This is a genomic window from Pseudoduganella sp. UC29_71, from assembly GCF_042693265.1.
Taxonomy (GTDB): domain Bacteria; phylum Pseudomonadota; class Gammaproteobacteria; order Burkholderiales; family Burkholderiaceae_D; genus Rugamonas.
Genome location: NZ_CP170549.1, coordinates 5,739,134 through 5,763,250 on the forward strand (window position 1 = coordinate 5,739,134; position 24,117 = coordinate 5,763,250).

General features: G+C 67.0%; 25 protein-coding genes. 7 read left to right on the top strand and 18 right to left on the bottom strand.

Going from position 1 to position 24,117, the window contains the following annotated elements; translation table 11 throughout:
* The first annotated feature begins 76 nt into the window (after positions 1–76).
* Complete coding sequence (locus ACFJI2_RS25555) at positions 77–202, top strand: hypothetical protein (RefSeq protein WP_377702430.1); 126 nt, start codon at positions 77–79, stop codon at positions 200–202.
* The gene (locus ACFJI2_RS25560; RefSeq protein WP_377702431.1) at positions 190–396 is read left to right on the top strand and encodes a nucleotidyltransferase domain-containing protein; all 207 of its coding nucleotides are present in this window, start codon (positions 190–192) and stop codon (positions 394–396) included. Before ACFJI2_RS25555 ends, ACFJI2_RS25560 begins: the two co-directional genes overlap by 13 nt.
* A 238-nt stretch (positions 397–634) precedes the next feature.
* Here ACFJI2_RS25560 and ACFJI2_RS25565 read toward each other — a convergent pair whose 3' ends face one another.
* The 11 genes from ACFJI2_RS25565 to ACFJI2_RS25615 form a co-directional block, all read right to left on the bottom strand.
* The gene (locus ACFJI2_RS25565; protein ID WP_377702432.1) at positions 635–1,903 is read right to left on the bottom strand and encodes an NAD(P)/FAD-dependent oxidoreductase; all 1,269 of its coding nucleotides are present in this window, start codon (positions 1,901–1,903) and stop codon (positions 635–637) included.
* The gene (locus ACFJI2_RS25570) at positions 1,900–2,289 is read right to left on the bottom strand and encodes a c-type cytochrome (RefSeq protein WP_377702433.1); all 390 of its coding nucleotides are present in this window, start codon (positions 2,287–2,289) and stop codon (positions 1,900–1,902) included. The genes ACFJI2_RS25565 and ACFJI2_RS25570 overlap by 4 nt, the downstream gene beginning before the upstream one ends.
* A 12-nt stretch (positions 2,290–2,301) precedes the next feature.
* Positions 2,302–3,081, bottom strand: coding sequence for a sulfur oxidation c-type cytochrome SoxA (gene soxA, locus ACFJI2_RS25575; protein WP_377702434.1), 780 nt, complete (start codon positions 3,079–3,081; stop codon positions 2,302–2,304).
* Positions 3,078–3,404, bottom strand: coding sequence for a thiosulfate oxidation carrier complex protein SoxZ (soxZ, locus tag ACFJI2_RS25580; protein ID WP_377702435.1), 327 nt, complete (start codon positions 3,402–3,404; stop codon positions 3,078–3,080). Before soxZ ends, soxA begins: the two co-directional genes overlap by 4 nt.
* Positions 3,404–3,880 carry a SoxY-related AACIE arm protein gene (locus ACFJI2_RS25585; protein WP_377702436.1) on the bottom strand — a complete coding sequence of 159 codons (477 nt, stop codon included), beginning with the start codon at positions 3,878–3,880 and terminating at the stop codon, positions 3,404–3,406. Before ACFJI2_RS25585 ends, soxZ begins: the two co-directional genes overlap by 1 nt.
* On the bottom strand, positions 3,877–4,341 hold the full coding sequence (gene soxX, locus ACFJI2_RS25590) for a sulfur oxidation c-type cytochrome SoxX (protein ID WP_377702437.1): 465 nt from the start codon (positions 4,339–4,341) through the stop codon (positions 3,877–3,879). The genes ACFJI2_RS25585 and soxX overlap by 4 nt, the downstream gene beginning before the upstream one ends.
* A gap of 19 nt (positions 4,342–4,360) precedes the next feature.
* Positions 4,361–6,556: a molybdopterin cofactor-binding domain-containing protein gene (locus tag ACFJI2_RS25595; protein WP_377702438.1), complete on the bottom strand. Its 2,196-nt coding sequence runs from the start codon at positions 6,554–6,556 to the stop codon at positions 4,361–4,363.
* On the bottom strand, positions 6,553–7,065 hold the full coding sequence (locus ACFJI2_RS25600; protein WP_132139406.1) for a (2Fe-2S)-binding protein: 513 nt from the start codon (positions 7,063–7,065) through the stop codon (positions 6,553–6,555). The genes ACFJI2_RS25595 and ACFJI2_RS25600 overlap by 4 nt, the downstream gene beginning before the upstream one ends.
* A gap of 92 nt (positions 7,066–7,157) precedes the next feature.
* Positions 7,158–8,171, bottom strand: coding sequence for a hypothetical protein (locus tag ACFJI2_RS25605; RefSeq protein ID WP_377702439.1), 1,014 nt, complete (start codon positions 8,169–8,171; stop codon positions 7,158–7,160).
* A 101-nt stretch (positions 8,172–8,272) separates the two neighbouring features.
* Positions 8,273–8,731, bottom strand: coding sequence for a DUF2244 domain-containing protein (locus ACFJI2_RS25610; protein WP_377702440.1), 459 nt, complete (start codon positions 8,729–8,731; stop codon positions 8,273–8,275).
* A 67-nt stretch (positions 8,732–8,798) separates the two neighbouring features.
* Positions 8,799–9,734: a LysR family transcriptional regulator gene (locus ACFJI2_RS25615; RefSeq protein ID WP_377702441.1), complete on the bottom strand. Its 936-nt coding sequence runs from the start codon at positions 9,732–9,734 to the stop codon at positions 8,799–8,801.
* A 135-nt stretch (positions 9,735–9,869) separates the two neighbouring features.
* On the opposite strand from ACFJI2_RS25615, the gene ACFJI2_RS25620 reads away from it, so the two are divergent.
* From ACFJI2_RS25620 to ACFJI2_RS25630, 3 genes are all read left to right on the top strand, one after another.
* Positions 9,870–10,619, top strand: coding sequence for a 3-oxoacyl-ACP reductase family protein (locus ACFJI2_RS25620; protein ID WP_377702442.1), 750 nt, complete (start codon positions 9,870–9,872; stop codon positions 10,617–10,619).
* A 27-nt stretch (positions 10,620–10,646) separates the two neighbouring features.
* Positions 10,647–11,246 carry an NADPH-dependent F420 reductase gene (locus ACFJI2_RS25625; protein ID WP_377702443.1) on the top strand — a complete coding sequence of 200 codons (600 nt, stop codon included), beginning with the start codon at positions 10,647–10,649 and terminating at the stop codon, positions 11,244–11,246.
* A 131-nt stretch (positions 11,247–11,377) separates the two neighbouring features.
* Positions 11,378–13,081 (top strand): methyl-accepting chemotaxis protein, encoded by a 1,704-nt coding sequence (locus ACFJI2_RS25630; protein WP_377702444.1) that lies wholly within the window; start codon positions 11,378–11,380, stop codon positions 13,079–13,081.
* An 82-nt stretch (positions 13,082–13,163) separates the two neighbouring features.
* On the opposite strand, the gene ACFJI2_RS25635 is transcribed toward ACFJI2_RS25630, so the two are convergent.
* Genes ACFJI2_RS25635 through ACFJI2_RS25650 form a run of 4 tightly spaced genes read right to left on the bottom strand, consistent with a single transcriptional unit; the run spans position 13,164 to position 19,333 of the window.
* Positions 13,164–14,339, bottom strand: coding sequence for an ATP-binding protein (locus tag ACFJI2_RS25635; RefSeq protein WP_377702445.1), 1,176 nt, complete (start codon positions 14,337–14,339; stop codon positions 13,164–13,166).
* Between the two features lie 14 nt (positions 14,340–14,353).
* Complete coding sequence (locus ACFJI2_RS25640; protein WP_377702446.1) at positions 14,354–14,953, bottom strand: chemotaxis protein CheB; 600 nt, start codon at positions 14,951–14,953, stop codon at positions 14,354–14,356.
* Positions 14,954–14,963: 10 nt separating this feature from the next.
* Positions 14,964–15,806: a CheR family methyltransferase gene (locus ACFJI2_RS25645; protein ID WP_377702447.1), complete on the bottom strand. Its 843-nt coding sequence runs from the start codon at positions 15,804–15,806 to the stop codon at positions 14,964–14,966.
* On the bottom strand, positions 15,803–19,333 hold the full coding sequence (locus tag ACFJI2_RS25650) for a response regulator (protein ID WP_377702448.1): 3,531 nt from the start codon (positions 19,331–19,333) through the stop codon (positions 15,803–15,805). The genes ACFJI2_RS25645 and ACFJI2_RS25650 overlap by 4 nt, the downstream gene beginning before the upstream one ends.
* Before the next feature lie 134 nt (positions 19,334–19,467).
* Here ACFJI2_RS25650 and ACFJI2_RS25655 point away from each other — a divergent pair, with 134 nt between their 5' ends.
* On the top strand, positions 19,468–19,893 hold the full coding sequence (locus tag ACFJI2_RS25655; RefSeq protein WP_377702449.1) for a hypothetical protein: 426 nt from the start codon (positions 19,468–19,470) through the stop codon (positions 19,891–19,893).
* A gap of 62 nt (positions 19,894–19,955) precedes the next feature.
* Positions 19,956–20,897, top strand: a complete 942-nt coding sequence (locus ACFJI2_RS25660) for a LysR family transcriptional regulator (RefSeq protein WP_377702450.1) — start codon at positions 19,956–19,958, stop codon at positions 20,895–20,897.
* On the opposite strand, the gene ACFJI2_RS25665 is transcribed toward ACFJI2_RS25660, so the two are convergent.
* From ACFJI2_RS25665 to ACFJI2_RS25675, 3 genes are all read right to left on the bottom strand, one after another.
* The gene (locus ACFJI2_RS25665; protein ID WP_377702451.1) at positions 20,894–22,492 is read right to left on the bottom strand and encodes a methyl-accepting chemotaxis protein; all 1,599 of its coding nucleotides are present in this window, start codon (positions 22,490–22,492) and stop codon (positions 20,894–20,896) included. The genes ACFJI2_RS25660 and ACFJI2_RS25665 overlap by 4 nt on opposite strands.
* Before the next feature lie 124 nt (positions 22,493–22,616).
* Positions 22,617–22,994, bottom strand: coding sequence for a DUF4148 domain-containing protein (locus ACFJI2_RS25670; RefSeq protein WP_377702452.1), 378 nt, complete (start codon positions 22,992–22,994; stop codon positions 22,617–22,619).
* 117 nt (positions 22,995–23,111) lie between these two features.
* Complete coding sequence (locus tag ACFJI2_RS25675; RefSeq protein WP_377702453.1) at positions 23,112–24,110, bottom strand: aldo/keto reductase; 999 nt, start codon at positions 24,108–24,110, stop codon at positions 23,112–23,114.
* Between the last annotated feature and the right edge of the window lie 7 nt (positions 24,111–24,117).

Here is a 24,117-nt window from a genome sequence, read left to right on the forward strand (position 1 = left end):
GCAGCCGCCCTACCGAACGTACTAGCGACTTCCTTTCCGCGCTGGAGCGCTTAATGGGTGGAGCGAACTGCATCGCATGCGCAACCTCACCAGCCACACCTACGACGAAGCGCAGGCCATCCAGGTCTATCAGTTCTTGAAGAAAGACGGTGTCTTCCTTTTTGAAGCGACCGCCGTAAAGATGCGCAAATGGATCACTTAGCCGAAACGCGTTTTCAGTTTGGACTCAGCGAGCGGATTGTCGATTCGTTGAGGGCGGTCTTTGCACGGTATCCCATGGTACGCAAGGCCGTAGTGTGTGGCTCGCGCGCGGTCGGGAGTCATTGGTCGTATTCCGACATCGACATTGCCGTCATGGCGCCCACCATGCAGGAACGTGACTTCTCCGCGCTGTGAAACGCGCTGGATGACCTGCCTATCCTGTTCCGACTTGATGTGGTGCACTTTGAGCGGGTGAGCAACCCGCGCCTGCGGCAGAATATCATCGCTGAAGGCGTTGTCTTGTACCCTGCCGCGAATTGAACAATTCCGAAAGAAATTCCGAAAACTAAGCTGCGCCGAAGCTTGGCGGGTTACGCGGGGGGTAATCCGCCCCGCGGATCGCGGGATCACGGATCGCAGGGCGGGGAGAGTGCTAGCCCAGGGTGTCGGCCCAGATGTTGCGGGCCCAGCTCATGGCGTATTCGCCTTCGAGCGCGTTGGGGGCGCTGGAGAGGCCGCCGGAGCCGGGGACGACGAGCAGCGTTTTCTTCTCGGCGTCGTAGGCGTGCACGGAGGCGACGTGGATCACGTCCTTGTCGGAGACGAAGCTGTAGCAGGTGTTGGTGAGCATGGGCTTGGGCTCCGGCGCGCGGCCGTTCAGCAGGTCCACCACGGCGGCGGCGCAGACCTTGGCGTGCTGGTTGGCCATGTGGGCGGACTTGGGCATCAGCGGCGCGGCCAGGATGGCGTCGCCGAGGACGTGGATGTTTTTCGCCTGCGTGGATTCGAAGGTGACGAAATCCACGGTGCACCAGCGCCCGCTGGCGTTGGCCAGGCCGCTCTGCACGGCGATGGCGCCGGCGCGCTGGGGCGGGATCACGTTCAGCACGTCGGCCTGCACGCGGTCGTCCAGCTCGGAGATGGCGGCGCGGCCGCCGGCGTCGATGTCCACGGTCTTGAAGCCGCGCCGGTATTCGATGATGCTGCCGTAGCGCTCCTGCCATACTTTCTTGAACAGCGCGCCCTTGGACACCACGTCGTCGTTCCCGTCCAGTATCAGCACTTTGGATTGGGGCTTGCGCTGGCTGAAGTAGTGGGCGATCTGGCAGGCGCGCTCGTAGGGGCCGGGCGGGCAGCGGTATGGCGCGGCGGGGATGGTCATGGCGTAGACGCCGCCGTCCGGCATGGCTTCAAGCTGCGCGCGCAGGGCGGTGGTTTGGGCGCCGGCTTTCCAGGCGTGCAGGATGCGGTCCTGGGCGCCGGGCTTTTGCATGCCGGGCAGCTGGTCCCACAGGAATTCGATGCCGGGGGAGACGATCAGACGGTCGTAGCCGATGGTCTGGCCGCTGGCGAGGGTGACGGTGCGCTTTTCGGCGGCGATGGATTGCACGCTGTCGCGCAGGATGCGCACGCCGTGGCGCGCCAGGGCGTCGTAGCTGATGGTGACGTCGGCCAGTTGCTTCGATCCGCCCAGCACGAGGTTGGAGAGCGGGCAGGAGATGAAGCTGGCGTTGGGTTCGATCAGGGTGACGTCGATGTCGCCGTCGCTCCACAGGCGCACGTATTTGGCTGCGGTGGCGCCGCCGTAGCCGCCGCCCACCACCACGACTTGCGGTTTGGCGCTGCCACCGATGGTGGCGCAGCCGGTGCTGGCGAGGGCCAGACTGGCGCCGGAGGCTTGCAGGAACAGGCGGCGTTTCATGGTCGGGCTCCTTGGGTGGTGGCGTTGGAGGTGATGGCAGCGGCTGCGGCGCGGGGGACGGGCTGGGCGGCGAAGAAGGCCGCCAGTTGGGCCAGCTGTTCGTCGGTATAGCCTTTGGCGAGCTGGGTCATGACGGTGGCGGGACGGGCGCCGGCCTTGAAGGCTTTAAGGGAGGCGAGCAGCGCTTCCCTGGACTGGCCGGCCAGCGCGGGCAGGCTGTTGCCGGCGGTGGCGCCGTTGGTGCCGTGGCAGCCGGTGCAGGTGGCGGCGAGGCGGGCGCCGGGGGCGATGGTCTCGGCGGCGTGAGCGAAGCCCGGGGCGGAGAGGAAGCAAGCAAGGAAGACCGGGAACGCAGCGGCGGTGAGGCGGTGTCGTATCAGTTGCATGGCAGCTCCTTGTCATGGGCGTACGCCCGGGGTTTCCAGCGCCATGCCTCTGGCGCGGAGGGAAAGATAGGCTTCAAGGTCGACCAGGTCCTGCGCGCCGTAGGCCGGCACTTCGGCGCGCACGCCGCTCATGCAGTTGCGCAGGCGGCGCTGCAGGGAGCCCATGGCTTGCCATTCAAGGCGGTAGATGGGATAGGCGTTGGCGTGGCCTTGCGGGATGGTGGCGCCGGCCAGCTTGCGGCCCCAGTTGTCGTCGTGGCACTGGGCGCAGGACAGGTTGAGCTGGCCGATGCGCTGGCGGTAGAGCTGGCGGCCCTTGGTGGCCGCGGCGCTGGTGCCGGCATCCTGCGGCGGGTTCACGGGCATGCCGCGCGATTGCATGGCGACGTAGCTTTCGAGGCTGAGCAGGTCGTCGCTTTCGGGCTTGAGGGGGGAGGCTTGCTGGGCGCCCTGGCGGCACATGTCGATGCGCTGGCTCAGGGTGATGACGCGCTTGCGGGCCTTGTCGAAGGCGGGGAAACGGGCGGCGACGCCGCGCATGCTTTGCTTGGCGTCGCCGTGGCAGCTGGCGCAGGAGCGGTCGGACTTGCCGGCCTTGGCGTTCCACAGCGTTTCGCCGCCGCTGATCCAGAGCATGGCCGGGTTTTGGGTGTCGTCGCGCTGCATGGCCTGGGTGGAGGCGCCCATGAATTCGGCGCCGGATTTGCGGGTGTCCGGCGGGGAGGCGGCAGCGGCTGCGATGGCGGCAGCGGCGGCGGCTATCGCCACAGCGGCGGCGGCGGCCCGTTTCATGCTGCGCTCACCGTGATGGGCATCTTCTCGGTCTGCGCGAAACCGTGGTCGCCCTGCCAGCTGAATTCGAGCGTGCCGCTTTCGGTGGCGACGGTGAAGAAGGCGATGTAGGGGTTGGCGGAGATGGCGGGGTGCAGTTCGGCGCTGAACACGGTTTCGCCGTTGTAGCGGCAGGTGAAGCTGGTGAGGATGTCGCGCGGGACCAGCTTGCCGCCGGCGTCGGGGCGGTAACCGCTTTCCATCGGGTGGCCAATCAGGGCGCGGATTTCGATGACTTCGCCTTTGCGCGCGGTGGCGGGCATGTGGATCAGGGCGCGTGCCATTACATGGCCTCCCCTTCTATGCAGGCGGCCAGCGCGACGATGACGTCCGCCGTCTGTTGCCAGTAGCTGCCGTCCTTCATGCGCGCCACCGCCACCAGCTTTTGCGAGGTGGCGAGGCGGATGCGGGTGGACACTTCGGCTTTGCCGCTGCGAACGCCCAGGGTGAAGCGGGCGATGTCGGTTTCCGGGTTGCGCTCGTTGAAGATGGCGATGCCGGTGACGTGGTCCGCTGCGGTCATGGGGCTGTCCACGGTGATGGTGACGGGGACGGCGTTGCCGTTGTCGATCAGCTTGGCGATGTTGAAGGTGACTTTGCCGGTTTTAGGCACGGCGCCGCCGGTGTAGGCGGCGATGGCGGCGCGCAGTTCTTCGGGCGTGGCGGAGGCAGGGCGCACCAGCGCCAGCAGCGGCAAGGCGGCGCCGGCCCGCAGCAGGGTACGGCGCGCGGAACGCGGGAGGTTGGCGTTGGTGCTCATCGCGCGGGCTCCGCGCGCAGGGTTTGCAGGTAGGCGATCACGTCTTCAATCTGTTGGGCGGTGAGGATGGTTTTTCCTTGGTGGGCGGGGCTCACGCGGGTCAGGCCTTCGGTCTTGTAGTAGGAGGGCATGATGGTGGCCGGGTTGATGCTGCCGGCGTCCACCATGCGCTGGCGCAGCTGCGTGGCGGTGGAGCGGTCACCCGCGCCGTCCAGCGGGGGCGCGAGGTTGCCCTGGAAGCGTGCTTCAGGGATGGGACCCGTGTGGCACAGCAGGCACAGGCCCACCTGGCGGTTGGCGACGATGGCGCGGCCGCGCGCTGGGTCGCCGGCGACGGCGCCAGGCAGGGGAGCGGAGAAGTCGGCAGCCCGGGCGACGCCCACTTCGCAGGCCAGCGCAGCCAGCCACGCAAGCGACAGCGCGGCGGCGCGGATTGCGGTGGCGGGCGGCGTGGCGGCCATGGGGTGGAGGCCTTCCGGGTCAGGTCTTCTTCAGGTTGTGGTTCTTCAGCGGCAGGTCCCGCACGCGCTTGCCGGTGGCGGCGAAGATGGCGTTCAGCACCGCCGGCGCGGCCACCGCGATGGTCGGCTCGCCCACCCCGCCCCAGAAACCGCCGGACGGCATGACGATGGTTTCCACCTTCGGCATTTCGTCCATCTTCAGCGGCACATAGGTGTCGAAGTTGGTCTGCTCCACGCGGCCGTCCTTCAGCGTGCATTCGCCGTACAGCGCGGCGGACAGGCCGTACACGAACGACCCTTCGACCTGCGCTTCGATCTGCTGCGGATTCACGGCATGGCCCGGATCCGTTGCGGCGACGATGCGGTGGATCTTCAGCTTGCCGTTTTTATTGACCGATACCTCGGCACATGCGGCCACGTAGCTGCCGAAGCCCATGGTTTGCGCCAGCCCCCGGAACACGCCCTTGGGCGCGGGCTTGCCCCAGCCTGCCTTCTCGGCCACCGCGTTCAGCACCGCCAGGTGCTTGGGGTGGTTGGCCATCAGCTTGCGGCGCAGCGCCAGCGGGTCCTGCTTGGTGGCGTGCGCCACTTCGTCCAGGAAGCATTCGAGGTAGATGGTGTTCTGGTTCAGGTTCACGCCGCGCCAGAAGCCGGCAGGCACCGGCGGGTTGCGCATGGCGTGGTCGATCAGCAGGTTCGGGAAGCTGTAGCCGATGGACGCTTCCGGCCCCGGCGCGTTCAGGCCCTGGAACACGGCCGGGTCCTTGCCGTCCTTGATGGCCATGCCGACCGACACCAGGATGGACTGGCCGGAAATGCGCATGTGCAGGCCGGTGATGTTGCCCTTCTCGTCCAGGCCAGCCGTCAGCTTACACTGGGTGATGGGATGGTAGCGGCCATGCTGCATGTCTTCCTCGCGGGTCCACAGCAGCTTCACCGGGATGCCGGGCAGCTCTTTCGCGATCGCCACCGCCTGGCGCACCCAATCGTGCACCGCGCCACGGCGGCCGAAACCGCCGCCCAGGTGCAGCTTGTACACGTCGCACTTGGAGGCTGGCAGGCCGGACGCCTCGGACGCGGCGGCCAGCGCGGCTTCGCCGTTCTGCGTGGGCGTCCACACTTCGCAGCGCTCGGACGTCCACTTCACGGTGGCGTTCATCACCTCCATGGTGGCGTGGTTCTGGAAGGGATAGGAGTACACCGCCTCCACCTTGCGCTTGGCCGAGCCGATGGCTGCGCGCGCGTCGCCGTTGCTGTTGCCGACCACGGCGTCCGGTGCGTCCAGGCCTTCCTTCAGCATGGCGGCGATGTCGGCGCTGGAGAGCTTGGCGTTCGGGCCTTCGTCCCAGACGATGGGCAGCGCGTCGAGCGCGGTGCGCGCGCGCCACCAGGTGTCGGCCACCACGGCCACGGCGCTGTCGCCCACCTGCACCACCTTCTTCACGCCGGGACGCTTTTCGATGGCGGCAGCGTCGAAGCTTTTCACCTTGCCGCCGAAGACGGGGCAATCCTTGATGGCGGCGTTCAGCATGCCCGGCAGCTTCAGGTCCATGCCGTAGATTTGCGCGCCGGTGGTCTTGTCCACCGTGTCCAGGCGCGCCAGGCGCTTGCCGGCCAGTTTCCAGTCCCTGGCGTCCTTCAGCCTGACGTCGGCCGGTGCCGCCAGCTTGCCGGCCGCCTCGGCCACCTTGCCGTAGCTGACCTTGCGGCCGCTGGCCGCGTGCGTGATGACGCTGTTGGCGGCCGTGCATTCGGCGGCCGGCACCTGCCACGCATCGGCCGCAGCCTGCACCAGCATCATGCGCGCGGTGGCGCCGCCCTTGCGCACGTATTCATGCGACTCGCGCACGCCACGGCTGCCGCCGGTGGAGAAGCTGCCCCACACGCGCTTGCGCGCCAGGTTCTGGCCGGGGGTCGGGTATTCGGTGGTGACCTTGCTCCAGTCTGCGTCCAGCTCTTCGGCCACCAGCTGCGCCAGGCCGGTCAGCGTGCCCTGTCCCATCTCGGAGCGGGCGATGCGGATCACGATGGTGTCGTCCGGCTTGACCACCACCCAGGCGTTCACCTCGGGAGGGATGCCGGCTTCCTGCGCGGCGGCGTCGAAGGGGATGGCGAAGGGCACCATCAGGCCGCCCAGCGCCAGCGCGGAACCCTTCAGGAAGCTGCGGCGGGAAACCGTGGCGCGGCCGGCGCCGCGTTCGGCGGCGCGGCTCATGCTTTGCTCCCGGCGTGGTCACCCACATGCGTGATGGCGAGGCCGGCCGATTTCGGATCGGCGCCCCTGGCGACCACCTTGATGGCGGCGCGCACGCGGTTGTAGGTGCCGCAGCGGCAGATGTTGGTCATGGCCGCGTCGATGTCGGCGTCGGTGGCTTTCGGTTTGTGCTTGAGCAGCGCGGCGGCGGCCATGATCATGCCGGACTGGCAGAAGCCGCATTGCGGCACGTCCAGCGCGGCCCAGGCTTTCTGCACCGGGTGCGAACCATCCTTGGACAGGCCTTCGATGGTGACGATCTTTTGTTTGGCGTTCAGCGCGGACACCGGCATCACGCAGCTGCGGGTGGCTTCACCATCGATATGCACGGTGCAGGCGCCGCATTGCGCGACGCCGCAGCCGTACTTGGTGCCCGTCATGCCCAGCTGCTCGCGCAGCACCCAGAGCAGCGGCGTATCGTCCTCCGCCTCGAATTCACGTACCGATCCGTTGACGTTGAGCTGCGCCATGCTTTCTCCTGAAGGGGGTTGACGGGATTTCAAGCGTGCCTATCTTACACCCCCTTTTCCCTCCTTGCTGAGCGGAGATTTGTATCAGCTTGTCATGACGTCAGCCTCTCCCAGCCATGGCGCACGGCGGCCTTGAACTTGTCCCAGGCGGAGTTGGGATACTGGCTTTCCCAGCTGCTGCGCAGGCCCGGTTCGGCGTCGTCCCAGGAGCGGCCGCGGAAGGAATCGGCGTCCGCCATGCTTTCGCCGTAGCGGTAGGCCGGCTCGAACTCGTCGTAGCTGCCGCCCAGGCCGGCGTAGTTGCTGGTCCAGTGGCTGCGGTAGTAGTCGTCGTCCAGGCCGGCCGTGCCCAGCTGGGTGGCCACCGTGCGCTGGTAGATGCGCGTGGTGCCGCGCTGGATGCTGGCGGCGGTTCCGCCCGGCGTGCCCTGGAAGGGCGCGTCCCCGAGGTCGGCGCGCTGCTCGGAGCCGCCGGCCGTGCCCGTTGCGCTCATGCTGGACGTGCTGCCCATGCTGGCCGTGGCGCCGATGCCGGACATGCCGCCAATGGTGGGCGTGGCGCCCAGGTCATTTGCGCCGCCCACCGCTGCCGTTGCGCCCAGTTCGGACGAACCGCTCAGGTCCGAGCGGCCGCCAAGGTCCGGTGCGCCCATGCTGGACGCGCCCGGCGTGGCGCTTTGCTGCGCGCCGAGGTACTGGCTGCCGGCTGCGGCAGCACCGGCTGCGGCGGCACCAGCGGCGCTGGCTGCGCTGCGGCCGCCGCTCCAGCCGGCCGAGGTCCATTCGTTCCTGCGCTCGTCGATATCCACCGGGCCGTAGGCTTCGATGATGTCGGCGGCGCGTTCCAGTTCCGGCAGGCTGTCGGCCTGCACGGTCAGCACCGGGTGGCCGCGGTTGACGGCTTCGGCGTAGGTGTCCGATTTGTCGTCATCGTCGCCGAACAGCTTGGCGAAGAAGTGCTTGATGCTGCTGCCGATCGAGTGGCTGCCGGTGTCCGCTCCGCTGAGCTGTACTTCGTGTTCGCGGAAGCCGCCCGCAAGCACGGCCTGCCGTGCCTGCTCGGCGCTCTGCTGGTTGTCGAATACTGCCGCAAGTGTATGAGTCATGGCTGCGTTCCTTTCATGGAGAGATTCCAGTCTATGCCGCGTCCGGTCTCTTGAGCGCCACCTTGCCGAGTCGAAAGAACTGCTTGATTACCGCTTCTGATTCAGAAACGCCCGGCCAGCAGCTCCATGCGGAGCTCGGCGGCGAAAGCCAGGCGCTGCGGGGCCAGCGCGTAGCGGCCTACCTGCAGCGTCGTTCCTTGTGACTCCAGCGTTACCAGGTCGCCGCCGCGCTCGGGCATGGCGATGCGCGTGCGGCAGGGCTGGAGCTGGGTCTGCAGGGTTTTGCCGGCGGAGACGCGCACCACCAGCAGGGAGCCGCTGGTGAGCACCACGTGTTCGTAGTCGGATGCATGGCGGGCGTAGCACAGGAAGGCTGCTGTGACGGCGGCCAGTTCCACGCCGGTGAAGCACAGCACTTGCCATACGCCGTGCAGCAGGAAGACGGTGGCTACGGCCAGCGACAGGACGCACAGGCCGGCCCACGCCAGTACGGTCTGGCGCGGCGTCAGCGAGCAGTTGCGCCGCCATAGCCATTCGCGTTTTTCAAGGTCACGCCGCACGCTGTGTCCCTCCTGTTTGCCGCGTTGTGGCGGGTTACGCGCTGGCGCGCTAACCCGCCCTACTATTCTACGACTGGGGGGCGGAGGAGAGGAAGCGCTCGGCCAATCGTTGTTCGCGGAAGTGGGCCGTGACGAAATCGATGAAGGCGCGGGTTTTCGCGGGCAGCAGTTTCTGGCTGGCGAAGTATAGCGAGATCGGGCCGGCGTCCGTGTGCCAGTCCGGCAGCAGGCGGACCAGCTCGCCGCTTTCCAGCTCTTTCAGCACACTGGGCACGGCCAGCAGTGCCACGCCCATGCCCATTTTCACAGCCTGGCACACCGCGTCCGGATCGGTCATGGTGATGCGGGGCCGCTGCTCGGCCAGCTCCTCCTGCCCTGCCGCGTTGCGCATCACGCGCTGGCGCACGCGGCCGGTGGTCGTGGAGCGCATCACCACGCCGTCGCAGTCCGCCAGGTCGGCGGGGCGCTGCGGCCAGCGCCTGCCGCGCATGTATTCGGGCGTGGCCACGGCGACCACGTGGATGCGCGCCAGCTCGCGCGCCACCACGCCCGGCGTGAGGTCGATGCCGCCGCCGACGGCGGCGTCGAAGCCGTCCGCAATCAGGTCCACCTGGCGGTTGTCCAGGTGCCAGTCCGGCATCACGGCCGGGTAGCGCTGCACGAAGGCGGGCATCAGCGGTATCAGGAAGTCGCGCCCGAAACCGGGCGCCGCGCTCAGTTTCAGCACACCGGCCGGCTGGCCGGCCTTGGCCGTCACTTCGGCGATGGCGCCCTGGATGCTGTCCAGCCCCGTGCCGACGGAGGCAAGGAAGCGTTCGCCCGCCTCGGTGAGCTTGAGGCCGCGCGTGCTGCGCTGGAACAGGCGCACGCCGAGGTTGCGCTCCAGCTGGGCCACGTTGCGGCTGACCGCCGCCGGCGTCAGCGCCAGGCGCCGAGCCGCCGCCGAGAAGCTGGCCGATTCGGCGCTGCGCACGAAGGATTCAAGGTTGGAGAGGGTTTCCATGAGGGTCCATGCGGTTTTCGAGAATTCAGTTTCAACGTTTGCTTGAAACTGATTATAGCCAGTCCCGACTACCGATAGGGGAATGGCGCGGCCATACTGGCTTCACCAACCCACCTCACCAAAAGGAACAGCATCATGAACGCATCGCAAACACTGCAGGGCAAAGTCGCCATCGTCACCGGCGCATCGCGCTCCATCGGCGCGGCCATCGCCAGGCGCCTGGCGGCGGACGGCGCCACCGTCGCCATCACCTACAACGCTTCGCCGGACAAGGCGCAGCAAGTGGTGGCCGCCATCGAGGCCGCAGGCGGCCGCGCCATCGCCATCCAGGCCGACGCCGGCAACCCGGAGGCGGTGCGCGCCGGCGTGGCCAAGGTGGCGGCGCAGTTCGGCAAGATCGACATCCTGGTCAACAACGCCGGCATCAGCGTGCTGGGCGCGCCGGAAGCCATCGCCTTCGCGGACTTCGAGCGCATCCTGGCGGTGAACGTGACGGGCGTGTTCGTGGCCACGCAGGAAGCGCTGCGCCACATGGGCGCCGGCGGCCGCATCGTCCATATCGGCAGCTCCATGGTGCAGTACGCGGCCTTCCCCACCGCGTCCGCCTACACGCTGACCAAGGGCGCGGTGACCGGCTTTGCACGCGGCCTGGCGCGCGACCTGGGGCCGCGCGGCATCACCGTCAACACGGTGCATCCCGGCCCGACCGACAGCGACATGAATCCGGCCGACGGCCCCGTGGCCGATTTCGTCAAGCCGGGCATCGCCGTGCAGCGCTACGGCAAGGGCGAGGACGTGGCGGCAACCGTGGCCTACCTCGCCAGCGCGGAAGCATCCTTCGTCACCGGCGCCGAAATCATGGTGGACGGCGGCTTTACGGCATAAACCTTCAACACTACCAGGAGATCCATCATGAAAATCGCCATTATCGGCGCCGGCGCCATCGGCACCGCCATCGCCCGCAGCCTGTCCCGCGCAGGGATCGCTGCCTCCATCGCCAACAGCCGCGGCCCGCAATCGCTGGCTGCGCTGGTGAACGAGCTGGGGCCGCACATCACCGCCGTCAGCGCGCAGGAAGCCGCGCAGGCGGACCTGGTGTTTCTGGCCGTGAACTGGTCCAAGATCCCGGCCGCCGTGCGCGGGCTGGGTCCGTGGAACGGCCGCATCGTGGTGGACGCCAACAACCCGATCGAAGCGCCCGCCTTCAAGCCCTATGACCTGGGCGGCAAAGCCTCCAGCGCGGTGGTGGCCGGCATGCTGCCCGGCGCGCGCGTGGTGAAGGCCTTCAACCACCTGCAAGCGGCCCTGCTGGCCGGCGACCCGCAGGCCGAGGGCGGGCGCCGCGTGCTGTTCACGGCCGGCGACGACGCCGCCGCCAAGGCCGAGGTGGCGCGCCTGATCGAGCGCCTGGGCTTCTCCAGCATCGACCTGGGCTCGCTGGACGGCGGCGGGCGCCTGGCGCAGTTCCCCGGCGGCCCCCTGCCTACGTTAAATCTCGTCCATTTCAAATAGGTAGTATTACGCGTTGTTACCCTGCGACAACATGTAGTTTCCCGGTGCGGCGGCGCAAAATTTTGCGCCGCCGCAGCGCTTTTTTAAGGAACAATGGGAGACCAGCATAACTACATGAAATCGGGGACAACATGTCGCTTTCAAATTTGAAGATAGGCGCCCGGCTGGGCGTGGGATTTGCCATCGTGCTCGCCTTGCTGACGGCGATGCTGATACTGGGCCTGAGCTCCCTGTCGCGCATCGGCAGCCGCACGCAGGACATCGTGGCCGACAAAAATGTGAAGATGGCCGCCGCCAACACCATGGTGGACAACGTGCGCAACATCACCCTGGCGCTGACCACCATGATCGTGGTGCCGGGCACGCCGGAGATGAACGCGGAACTGGACAAGATCGCCGACGCGCGCAAGAAGTACGGCGCCGCCAAGGAAACCCTGATGAAGCTGCTGTCCGACGACAAGGAAAAGCAGCTGATGGCGGCGGTTGACGAGGCCCTGAAAGCCGGCGCCGCCAAGAACAATGAACTGGTCAAGCTGCGCAAGGAAGGCGAGATCCAGGACGCGACCTCCTTCCTGATCAAGGAAACCGGCCCTTCCCTGCAGGCGGTGCTGAAGGCGCTGGACGCGTTTGTGGCCTACGAGAGCAAGCTGGCCAGCGATGCGGCCACCGACGTGGAGCAGGTCTACAGCAGCTCCAGGATCCTGCTGCTGGTGCTGGGCGTTGCCGCCATCGCCATCGGCGTGGGCGTGGCCCTGTTCATCACGCGCTCGATTACCGGTCCGCTGAACAAGGCGGTGGACGTGGCCGAGACGGTGGCCTCGGGCGACCTGTCGGCGCGCATCGATGCCGGCGGCGGCGACGAGACCGGGCGCCTGCTGAACGCGCTCAAGGCCATGAACGACAGCCTGCTCAACGTGGTAAGCCGGGTACGCGCCGGCACCGATGCGATCAGCACCGCGTCCAGCGAAATCGCGGCGGGCAACCTGGACCTGTCGTCGCGCACCGAGCAGCAGGCCAGCTCGCTGGAGGAAACCGCTTCCTCGATGGAGGAGCTGACTTCCACCGTGAAGCAGAACGCGGACAATGCGCGCCAGGCGAACACGCTGGCCAAGTCGGCTTCGGAGGTGGCGGTGAAGGGCGGCGACATCGTGGCGCAGGTGGTGGACACCATGGGCACGATCAATGATTCGTCGCGCAAGATCGTGGACATTATTGCCGTCATCGACGGCATTGCGTTCCAGACCAATATCCTGGCGCTGAATGCGGCGGTGGAGGCGGCGCGCGCGGGCGAGCAGGGGCGCGGGTTTGCCGTGGTGGCTTCGGAGGTGCGCAACCTGGCGCAGCGCTCGGCGGCTGCGGCCAAGGAGATCAAGGAGCTGATCAACGCGTCGGTGGCGAATGTGGATACCGGTTCGCGGCTGGTGAACGACGCCGGGCAGACCATGGGCGATATCGTCACCAGCATCCAGCGCGTGACGGACATCATGGGCGAGATCACGTCGGCCAGCCAGGAGCAGACGCTGGGCATCGAGCAGATCAACGCGGCCATTACGCAGATGGACGAGGTGACGCAGCAGAACGCGGCGCTGGTGGAGCAGGCGGCGGCTGCGTCGCAGAGCATGCAGGAGCAGGCGGGGAACCTGGCGACCGTGGTGGGGTTCTTCAAGACGGGGGCGCATGCGGTGGCGGCTCCTGCAGCGACGCCGCGCCGTGCCGCGCCGGCGCCGGTCAAGGCGGCGGCCCCGGCGCGCGCGGTGGTTGCACGGCCGGCGGCGAAGCCGGCGCAGCGCCTGGCGCCGAGCAAGCCAGCGGAAAGCGATTGGGAGGAATTCTGAGGCGGCGCGCAATGGCGGGTTACGGCGTGCCGCCTAACCCGCCCTACGGTTTCGCACGAACGGCGTAACCCGCCGTGCCGGCTCAGCGCGGCAGCGTCAGCGTAAAGACGGAGCCGTCGCCGGGGGCGCTGGTCACGGTGAGCTTGCCCTGGTGGGCTTCGGCGAGCTGGCGCGAGATGTAGAGGCCGAGGCCGAGGCCGGCGCTCACGCCGGTGTCCAGCCCGCGCTCGAAAGGCTCGAAGATGCGCGCCTGCGCTTCTTCCGATATCCCCGCGCCGCCGTCGCGCACCGATATCCGCGCTTCCTTCCGGTCGGCCTCCAGCTTCACTTCCACCGGCTTGCCGCAGCCATAGCGCAGCGCATTGGTCAGCAGGTTGACGATCACCTGCTCGATGCGGAACTCATCCCAGCAGCCGCTCACTTCCTGCTCCGCGACCAGGCTGATTTCGCAGCCGGTTTCGCGCGCCTGCCGCGACAGATCGGCCACTATCCTTTGCAGCAGCCCTGACAGCTCGGTGGCTGCGGGCCGTATCGACAGCTTGCCGCTGCGCATGCGCGACACGTCCAGCATGTCGTCGATCAGCCGTATCATGCTCTGGATCTGGCGGTCGTCGCGCGCCACCATCTTCTTCCACACGTCGGGATTGAAGGCATCCTGCAGGCCGCGCTCGATCTGCAGCTTGCGCAGCTGGGTTTCCAGGAACAGCGTGTTGAGCGGGGTGCGCAGCTCGTGCGCCACCATGGACATGAATTCGTCGCGCGTGCGCAAGGCGCGCTGCAATTCTTCCTGCGCCGCGTGCAGCTCCTGCAGCGTGGCTTCCTGCTGCGCGCGCGCCTTCTCCAGCGCCTCCACCTGGCGCTGCGTTTCCTGCCGCTGCCGGTGCAGCGCCACGAACACGTTCACCTTGCTCTTCACCATGTCGCCGTCCAGCGGCTTGTAGAGGAAGTCCACGGCGCCCGCTTCGTAACCCTTGAAGGCGTAGTTCAGCTCCTTGCCGGCCGCGCTGACGAAGACGATGGGGATGTGGCGCGTCTTTTCCGTGCCGCGCATCAGCTCGGCCAGTTCGAAGCCGTCCATGCCCGGCATCTGCACGTCCAGGATGGCCAGCGCAAAGTCGTGCTCCAGCAGCAGCGCCAGCGCTTCTTCGCCGGACGTGGCCTGGTACACGGCGCGTTCTTCGTTGTGCAGCAGTGCGTGCAGCGCCCGCAGGTTCTCCGGCAGGTCGTCCACGATCAGCAGCTTGGTCCTTTCCAACATCCTCGTCTCCATGTTCATGGCGTTTCCAGCAGCGCCAGCAGGCTGCGGATGTCCCGCAAGGGCAGCACCAGGTCCGGCGCGCGCGCACGGATGGCCGCGCGCGGCATCACGTCCACTTGCGCCTCGACCGGGTCCTGCACCACGGTCAGGCCGCCGGCCTCGCCTATCGCAGCCAGGCCGGCCGCGCCGTCGTTATTGGCGCCGGTGAGCAGGATGCCGACCAGCGCGGCACCGTACACGTCCGCTGCGGAGGCCATGATGAAATCGATCGCGGGCCGCGAAAAATTATGCGGCGGCTCGCAGCTCAGCGAAAAACAGCGCTCCGATTCTACCGACAAGTGATAACCGGACGGCGCAAAGTAGACCGTGCCCGCCGCCACGGGCTGCTTGTCCTGCGCTTCCTCCACCGCCATCGCCATGCGCTGGGCGAATACTTCGGCCAGCTGGCTGTGGCGGCCCTGCATCATGTGCACCACCACCACGATGGGCAGCGGCGCGCCGGCCGGCAGGCCGGGCAGCAGCTCCAGCAAGGCGGACACGCCGCCGGCCGAAGCGCCTATCACCACGGCCTCGAAGGTGCGGCCTTGCAGCAGCGGGGTGAACGGCGTACTCATAACGGCGTACTCATGACAGTTTCCTGAACAGGCGCTCGCGCTTGACCACCGCTTCGAAGCGCGGGCCGTAGGCGGAAAAGTCGATGCTCTCCTTGCTGCCCAGGCCCAGGAAGCCACGATGGCACAGCGACTCGTGGAACAGGCCGAAGGCGCGCTCCTGCAGCTTCTTCTTGAAGTAGATCATCACGTTGCGGCAGCTGATGAAATGCGTTTCGGCGAACACGCTGTCGGTGGCCAGGCTGTGGTCGGCGAAGGTGACGTTCTCCATCAGCGAGCGGTCGAACAGGGCGGCGTTGTAGGCGGCAGTGTAGTAGTCCGAGAAGGCGCGCTTGCCGCCGGCGGCCTGGTAGCTGGCGGTGTAGTCGCGCATGCTGTCGAGCGGGAACACGCCTTTCTTGGCCCGCTCCAGGGATTGCGGGTTGATGTCGGTGGCGTAGATGATGGAGCGCTCAAGCAGGCCTTCTTCCTTCAGCAGGATGGCCAACGAATACACTTCCTCGCCGGTGCTGCAGCCGGCCACCCAGATCTTCAGCGAAGGATAAGTGGACAGCACCGGCATGACATGCTCGCGCAGCGCGGCGTAGTAGCTCGGGTCGCGGAACATTTCCGTGACGGGGATGGTGAGGTATTGCAGCAGCTGCGTGAAGGCGGCCGGGTCGTGCAGCACGCGCGACTGCAGCACGGAGATGGTGTCGCACTTCATTTCGCCCATGGCGTGCAGCACGCGGCGCTTTTGCGAAGCGCCGGTGTAGTCGCGGAAGTCGTAGCTGTATTTCTGGTAGATGGACTCCATCAGCATGGTCAGCTCGATGTCCATGCTGCTGCGCGGCTGCGGGTCGTGCTGCTGGCTCATGGCTGCATCCACACCCGCAGCAGCGAATACAGGCGGGACAGGTCGATCGGCTTGGCCAGGTAGTCGTTGGCGCCGGCGGCCAGGCACTGCTCCTGGTCGTCCTTCATGGCCTTGGCCGTGATGGCGATGATGGGCAGGCGGCCGTAGCGGCCGTCGGCGCGGATGCGGCGCGTGGCTTCCAGGCCGTCCATCACCGGCATCATCACATCCATCAGCACCAGGTCGATGTCCGGCACGGCGTTCAGCTTGTCGATCGCTTCCTGGCCGTTGCGGCCGATCTCCACCGTGGCGCCTTTCTGTTCCAGCGCGCTGGTGAGGGCGAAGATGTTGCGCACGTCGTCGTCCACCAGCAGGATGCGGCGGCCTTCGAACACGCGGTCGCGGCTGCGCACCGTCTTGAGCATGGTCTGGCGCTCGCTGGAGAGCTGCGATTCCACCTTGTGCAGGAACAGCGTCACTTCGTCCAGCAGGCGCTCGGGCGAGCGCGCGCCCTTGATGATGATGGAGCGCGAATACTTGTGCAGGTCCGCTTCCTCGGCGCGCGTGAGGTTGCGGCCGGTGTACACGATGACCGGCGGGAAGGAGGCGATGTCTTCCTGCGCCATGCGCTGCAGCAGCTCGTTGCCCTGCATGTCAGGCAGCTTCAGGTCGATGATCATGCAGTCGAAGATGGTGGTGCGCAGCAGCGCCAGCGCTTCTTCGCCGGATTCGACGGCGGTGATGTCGATGTCCTCGTCCGAGATCAGCGCCACCACGCTGTCGCGCTGGCGGGCGTCGTCTTCCACCAGCAGCAGGCGCTTGATCTTCTGCGTGAACTTGTCTTCCAGCTTGCGGAACACCTCTTCCAGCTGCTCGCGCGAGGCGGGCTTCAGCGCAAAGCCGATGGCGCCCATGTGCAGCGCGGCCTCGGCGCTCTCTGAGGCGGACACCACGTGTACCGGGATGTGGCGGGTGTTCGGGTTGTCCTTCAGCAGCTGCAGCACGGACAGGCCGGAACGGTCGGGCAGGCGGATGTCGAGCAGGATGGCGTCGGGGCGGTATTGCTCGGCCAGCTGCAAGCCTTCGTCGGCGGCAAAGGCCACCACGCAGCGGTAGCCCATCTCGTGCGCCAGGTCGTACAGGATGCGGGCGAAGGCCGGCTCGTCTTCCACCACCAGCACCACGCGGTCGGGTGGCGGCGCCAGGCTGCGGTCATCGTCGAAGGGACGGGGCGCGGGCTGTGCCGCGTCGTCGGCGGGCGCACGCGCTGCGGATGCCGGCGCCGTGCCGGCAGCAGCGCCGGCAACGGCCGGGGCCAAGCCTTGCGATGGCCGCGCCACGCTCGGCGTGAGCGCGGCGCCAGCGGGGGCGGCATGGACGGCGTTGGCGGCGTTGGCGGCGGGCGCGGACCATTGCGCAGGCAGCTTGAGGATGAAGGTGCTGCCCTTGCCCAGCTGGCTGCTCAGCTCTATGGTGCCGCCCAGCAGGCGCGCCAGGTCGCGCGAGATCGACAGTCCCAGCCCGGTGCCGCCGTAGCGGCGGCTGGTGGTGCCGTCGGCCTGCTGGAAGGCGCCGAAGATCGTTTCGTGCTGGTCGGGGCGCACACCGATGCCGGAATCGCTGACGGCGAACAGGAGCTGCCCCGCCGCGTCGGCCGACACGCGCAGCGCGATCTGCCCGGCCTCGGTGAACTTGATGGCGTTCGACAGCAGGTTTTTCAGGATCTGTTCCAGGCGCTGGCGATCGGTATAGACCGTGTCCGGCAGGCCGGGCGCCAGCTCCACCGTAAAGTGCAGGTGCTTCTGCTGCGCCAGCGGTTCGAACACATGGCTCATGCCGCGCACCACCTGGGCCACGCTCAGATCCTCCGGCGCCAGTTCCAGCTTGCCCGCCTCCACCTTGGAAATGTCCAGAATATCGTTGATCAGGTTGAGCAGGTCGTTGCCGGCCGAGTAGATGGTCTGCGCGAAGCGCACCTGCTCCTCGTTCAGATTGCCGGGCGTGTTCTCCGACAGCAGCTTGGCCAGGATCAGCGAGCTGTTGAGCGGCGTGCGCAGCTCGTGCGACATATTGGCCAGGAACTGGGACTTGTACTGGCTGGCCCGCTCCAGGTCCAGCGCGCGTTCCTCCAGCTGCTGCTGGGCCTCGCCCAGCGCCTCGTTCTTCTGGTCCAGCACCAGCGCCTGCTCGGACAGCTGCTCGTTGGTCTGCTCCAGCTCCGCTTTCTGGTTCTCCAGGCTGGCCTGCGATTCCTCCAGCACGCGCGACTGCTCTTCCAGTTCCTCGTTGGCGGTGCGCAGTTCCTCCTGCTGCACTTGCAGTTCCTCGTTCAGCTGCTGGGTTTCGGCCAGCACTTCGGCGATGCGCTGGCGCGCCAGCGTCGCCTCGATGGCGGTGCCAATATTGCCGCTGACCAGTTTGATGAAGTCCAGCTGGCGCTCCGTCACCGGCTGCAGGAAGGCCAGCTCCACCACGCCGTTGACGGCGCCGTCGCTGTCGACAGGCGCCAGCAGCAGGTGGCGCGGCGGTGCGGCACCCAGGCCGGTGCTGATCTTCAGATAGTCGTCCGGCACGTTGTCGAGCTGGATCAGGCGGCGGTGCTCGGCCGCCTGCCATGGCAAGCCCTGGCCCGGCGCCAGCACCGCGCCGTATTGCTCGTCCTCGTGGGTGTAGCCGAAGGTCGCCATGCGGCGCAGGGCGCCGTCCTGCTCGCGCACGTACAGCGCGGCAGCGGTGGCGCCCATGTAGTGCGACAGGAACTGCAGCAGCGCCGACGACAGCTGCGGCAGCGCCATCTGCCCGATGCCCTTCTCGGCGAGCTGGGTCTGGCCGGTGCGCAGCCAGGCCTGTGCCTGCAGGCGCTCGCTATGCTCGGTCTGCTCCTTCAAGGCCCTGCCATAGGTTTCGGACAGCTTGCTCATGTCGCGCCGGCCGAACATGGCCAGCAGGCCGCTCACGATCAGGCTGGCCAGCACGAAGGCGGTAATGGCGAAGCGCGTAACCGACTTGGCGTCCTCGCGGCGCTCGGCCAGCAGGCGCTGCTCGGCAGTGACGAAAGCCTGGAACAGGCTGCGCACCTCGTCGAATTCCAGTTTGCCGCGCCCGGTGCGGATCGGCTCCAGGTAGTCGCCGCCCTTGCGGCGCAAGTCGATCACGTTCTGCGCGAACACGTCCCATTGCTTCTGTTGGGCAGCGATGTTGCGCACGCGGTTGGCCTGCACCGGGTTATAGGACACCATCTCCAGCAGCGTGGACAGCGCCGTGTCCATCTTGGGCTTGGCCAGCTTGTAGGAGGCGAGGAAGGTCTCGTCGCCGGTGAGCGCGAAGCCGCGCATGCCCGACTCCTGGTCCACCATCAGCTTGCCGATCTCGTTGGCGTGGCCGATCACGCGCTCGGTGTGCTCCACCCAGTTCAGTACACTGAGCAGGTAAACCAGCACGCCGGCGAACACGCCCACGTTGATGATGCCGGCCACCAGCGGCATGGTGATGTTGCGCGTGAGGATGCGGCGGAAACTGATATCGTCTTGCGCGGATGTTCCAGTCATGATCGGTCTGTTTCGGTTGCACAGGAATACACAAGTGTAGCCGATCATCATGCATTTATATTGATTTGCTGCCAACAGTGCGGGCGCGCATGGGCACCGCTATAATAGTTTTCATACCAACAGAAAGACACGCCATGCGCAAGATCCTGTTCGCCATGCTCCCACTGCTGCTGGCCGGCTGCGCCAGAGACAGCGCCACCTACTACGTGGACAGCACCAACAACCACACGCTGTCGCTGCGCCGCCAGCAGGATTACTTCTGGAACGACAACGCGCGCATCATCCTCGTGGCCACCCGCATGCCGGACTGCCAGCGCCAGATTCCGCTGGGCGAGATGATCGCGGACGAGGTGGACGTGGAGGTGTTCGCGTCGCCCGACAATTTCTGGAGCTTGCGGTCGGGCGACCAGGTGTGGCAGGTGGAGACCCAGAACTGCGCGCTGGTCAGCGAGAAGGGGCCGGCCACCGGCACCAAGGTGGGCGAGTTCAAGGTGGTGGACGACAAGCTGGTGTTCGAACCGGCGGTCGCGCCGGCGGTCACGCCGGCCCCGGCCAACTAAATCACATCCACCACCGCGCACCGGCTCCAGGCGGCCACTGCACTACGAAAAGGGGAGCGGACATGGACCGGCTGGATGCGATGAAGGTGTTTTGCAAGGTGGTGGAAACGGGGGGCTTCAGCCGCGCAGCGGACAAGCTGGGCATCTCCACCTCCTCCGTCACCAACCAGATCGCCGCGCTGGAAGCGCACTTCGGCGTGAAGCTGCTGAACCGCACCACGCGCAGCATGTCGCTCACCGGCGAGGGCCGCCAGTGCCACGCCTACGCGCTGCGGCTGCTGGGCGACATGAGCGAGCTGGAAGACAGCCTGCAGGAATCGGCCCAGCAGCCGCGCGGCGTGCTGCGGGTGGACATGCCGGGCATCCTGGCGCGGCTGTACGTGGCGCCCGCGCTGCCCCGCTTCATGGAACGCTACCCGGACATCACCCTGAAGATGACTGCGGGCGACAGCATGATAGACATGGTGGAGGAAGGAGTGGACGTGCTGCTGCGCATCGGCGAGCTGCCCGATTCGCAGCTGGTGGCGCGCACGCTATGCCATACGCAGTATGTTACCTGCGCATCGCCGGCCTTCGTCGCGCGCCACGGCACGCCGCAAACGCCGGAGCAGCTGGGCGATTTTCCGTGCCTGAATTTCCTGTATCCGAAGTCGCGCCAGGTGCGCGCGTGGCGCTTCCAGCAAGAGGGCGAGGCGTTCAGCTTCACGCCGCAGGGCAAGGTGGCGATGGACCACGTGGAGGCGCTGATCGCGGCGGCGCAGGAAGGCGCCGGCATCGTGCAGCACATGTCGGTGTCGCTGCGCGCGCCGCTGCGCAGCGGCGCGCTGGTGCCGCTGCTGCAGGACTGGCAGGCGGCGGGGCCGGATGTCTCCGTGCTGTACCAGCAGAAGCACCAGCGCGCCGCCAAAGTGAAAGCGTTCGTGGACTTCGTGGCGGAGCAGTTCGCGGAAGCCGGCGGAACGGCACCGCCAACAGCAACGGCACCGGCACGTAGGGCGGGTTAGCGCGTCAGCGCGTAACCCGCCGCCGCCGGCACACCCGTTTCATGCGCATGCAAGCGGAACCGGCACACCAGCGCCGCCAGGTTGGCCGCCTGCTCCTGCATGGCGCCCGCCGCTGCCGCCGCCTGCTCCACCAGTGCGGCATTCTGCTGCGTCACCGAATCCATCTCCGTGATGGCCTGGTTCACATGCCCGATGCCGGTGCTCTGCTCGCCGGTGGCGGCCGTGATGGCGCCCATGATGTGCGTCACCTTGGCCACGCTGCCCACCACTTCGTCCATGGTGGCGCCGGCCTTGGCCACCAGCGCACTGCCGGCCTCGATGCTGCCCACCGAATCGTTGATCAATTCCTTGATCTCCTTGGCCGCCGACGCCGAGCGCTGCGCCAGGTTGCGCACCTCGGACGCCACCACCGCGAAGCCGCGCCCCTGCTCGCCCGCGCGCGCCGCTTCCACCGCCGCGTTCAGCGCCAGGATGTTGGTCTGGAAGGCGATGCCGTCGATGACGCTGATGATGTCCACGATGCGGGTGGCCGAGTTGTTGATGGTGTCCATGGTCTGCACCACCTGCGACACCACGGTGCCGCCCTGCTGCGCCACCTGCGAGGCAGCCTTGGCCAGCTTGTTCGCTTCGGCCGCGTTGTCCGCGTTGTGGCTGACCGTGGTGGTGAGCTGCTCCATCGAGGCGGCGGTTTCCTCCAGCGAGCTGGCCTGCGATTCGGTGCGCGCCGACAGGTCCATATTGCCGCTGGCGATTTCGGACGAGGCGGTGGCGATGGTGTCCGCGCTGCGGCGGATCTCGCCGATGGTGGCAGCCAGGCTGGCCTGCATCGCCTTCATGCCGTGCAGCACGCTGCTGCTGTCGTTCGGGCTGGTGTGCACGGCGCCGCTCAGGTCGCCGCCGGCGATGCGCGCCGCCACTTCGGCCGCGTACTCCGGCTCGCCTCCTATGGTGTGGCGCAGGCTGCGGTTGATGTAGCTGACGATGCCGGCCAGCACGGCGCACACCAGCACCAGCACGCCGCCGGACTTCAGCAGGCTGGCCTGGAAGGCGTCGTCGATGTCGTCCATGTAAACGCCGGTGATCAGGTTCCACTCCCACGGCTTGTAGACGATCACATGGCTCAGCTTGGGCGAAGCCTCCTTGGCGCCAGGGCGCGGCCACCAGTATTTCACGAAGCCGGTGCCGGAGGGGCTGTTGGCCGTGGCCACGATGTCGCGGTACAGATAGGTGCCCTTGGGGTCCTTGAAATCCATCATGTTCTTGCCGTCGTTCTCGGGCTTGATGGGGTGCATGATGGTGACGCCGGCATTGCTCGTGATGGACAGGTAGCCGTCTTTGCCATAACGCATGCTCTTGATGACGGCCATGGCTTGTTTCTGCGCGTCTTCCTTGCTCATTGCGCCGGACTGGGCTTTGTCGCCGTACATTTTGAGTACGCTGATGCCGAGGTCGTCGAGATTGGCCAGGTCGGCCATGCGCTCCTCGATGCGGGTGTTGCGCAGCTGGATGGCGTCGTACAGGAAGATGGCCGTGATGCAGAACAGGCTGCAGATCAGGGGTATCCACAGCTTCTGCCGGAAGGAAAGGTTGCTCACTGCTGTCTCCATGAAAATATTCTTATAGATTAAGAATACTCCGAATGGAGTGAGGAAAACCACTTAAAACAAGCGCGACCCCGGCCTCGCGGGCCGGGGTGTTGCGCAAATCAAACCCCGCTGTTTAATTGGCAACGGCGCTGCGTTTTGCCGAGGCCGTCAGGGTGGCGGGGGAACGCTGCTGCACGCGGCCGTCGAAGAACGATGGGTAGTTAGTTTCGTTCAGGTCCAGCTCGCCATTTGCACGCGCGGCAATCACTTGCGCCTTCACTTCTTCACGGGTCAGCGTGGAAGGCGCATTCACCAGCGGCGGGTAGGTCACTTCGGTCAGTTCCAGTTCGCCGGCGTTGCGGGCGCGGATGACTTCCGCTTTCACCGCTTCGCGGGAGACGGCGGTTTTCTGCGCGCTCAGGCTGGGGAAGTTCAGGTCCGACGGTTCGGCGAAAGCGGTGCCGGCAGCGAAGAGCAGGGAAACGGAAGCGATGACTTGTTTGGCATTCATGATGTTCTCCTAGAGAGGTGAAGTGCGTTTCGATGGAGTCATCTTATGATTTAATTTGACGATAAAAAAGCGCAATTATCGGTTCTAAATCATCCGTTTTTCAGATGCGTCCGCGTTTTACGCCGTTTCGCTGTCCAGATGCGCGTAGGCGTAGTCGCCGTAGCGCCTGCCCGCCACCGCTTCCGGCGGCACGGCCGAAGCCAGCGTGGCGAGGTCCGCCGGGCTGAGCGTGAGCGCGTTGGCGCCCAGCGCTTCCTGCAGGCGCTGGCGGCTGCGCGCGCCCACCAGCGGCACGATGTCCGCGCCCTGCGCCAGCACCCAGGCGATGGCCACCTGGGCCACCGAGGCATGCAGCGCTGCCGCGACGCCGCGCAGGCGCTCCACCAGCGCCAGGTTGCGGTGCAGGTTGTCGCCCTGGAAGCGCGGGCTGGCCAGGCCGCGGAAGTCCTGCTCGCCGGCGCGCTGCGCGCTCCAGTGGCCGCTGATCAGGCCGCGCGACAGCACGCCGTAGGCCGTGACGCCGATGCCCAGCTCGCGGCAGGTTTGCAGGATGCCGTTCTCTATGCCGCGCGAAATCATCGAGTATTCGATCTGCAGGTCGGCGATCGGGTGCACGGCGTGCGCGCGGCGCAGCGTGTCCGGGCCGACTTCGGACAGGCCGATATGCTTCACGTAGCCGGCCCGCACCAGGTCGGCGATGGCGCCCACGGTGTCTTCGATGGGCACCTTGTGGTCCAGGCGCGCTGGGCGATAGATGTCGATATGGCCGGTGCCCAGGCGCTGCAGCGAATAGGCGGCGGAGGTCTTCACGGCGGCCGGGCTGTTGTCGATGCCGAGCCACTGGCCGTCCGGCGCGCGCTGGGCGCCGAACTTCACGCTCACCAGCACCTGGTCGCGGCTGCGGCCGGCCAGCGCGTCGCGCAGCAGCAGTTCGTTGTGGCCCATGCCGTAGAAGTCGCCGGTGTCGAGCAGGGTGACGCCGGCGTCCAGCGCGGCGTGGATGGTGGCGAGGCTTTCGCCGCGGTCGGCCGGGCCGTACAGGTCGGACATGCCCATCAGGCCGAGGCCGATTTGCGCGCTGAGGGGGCCGGTGCTGCCAAGCTTGCGTTGCTGCATGGTGTAC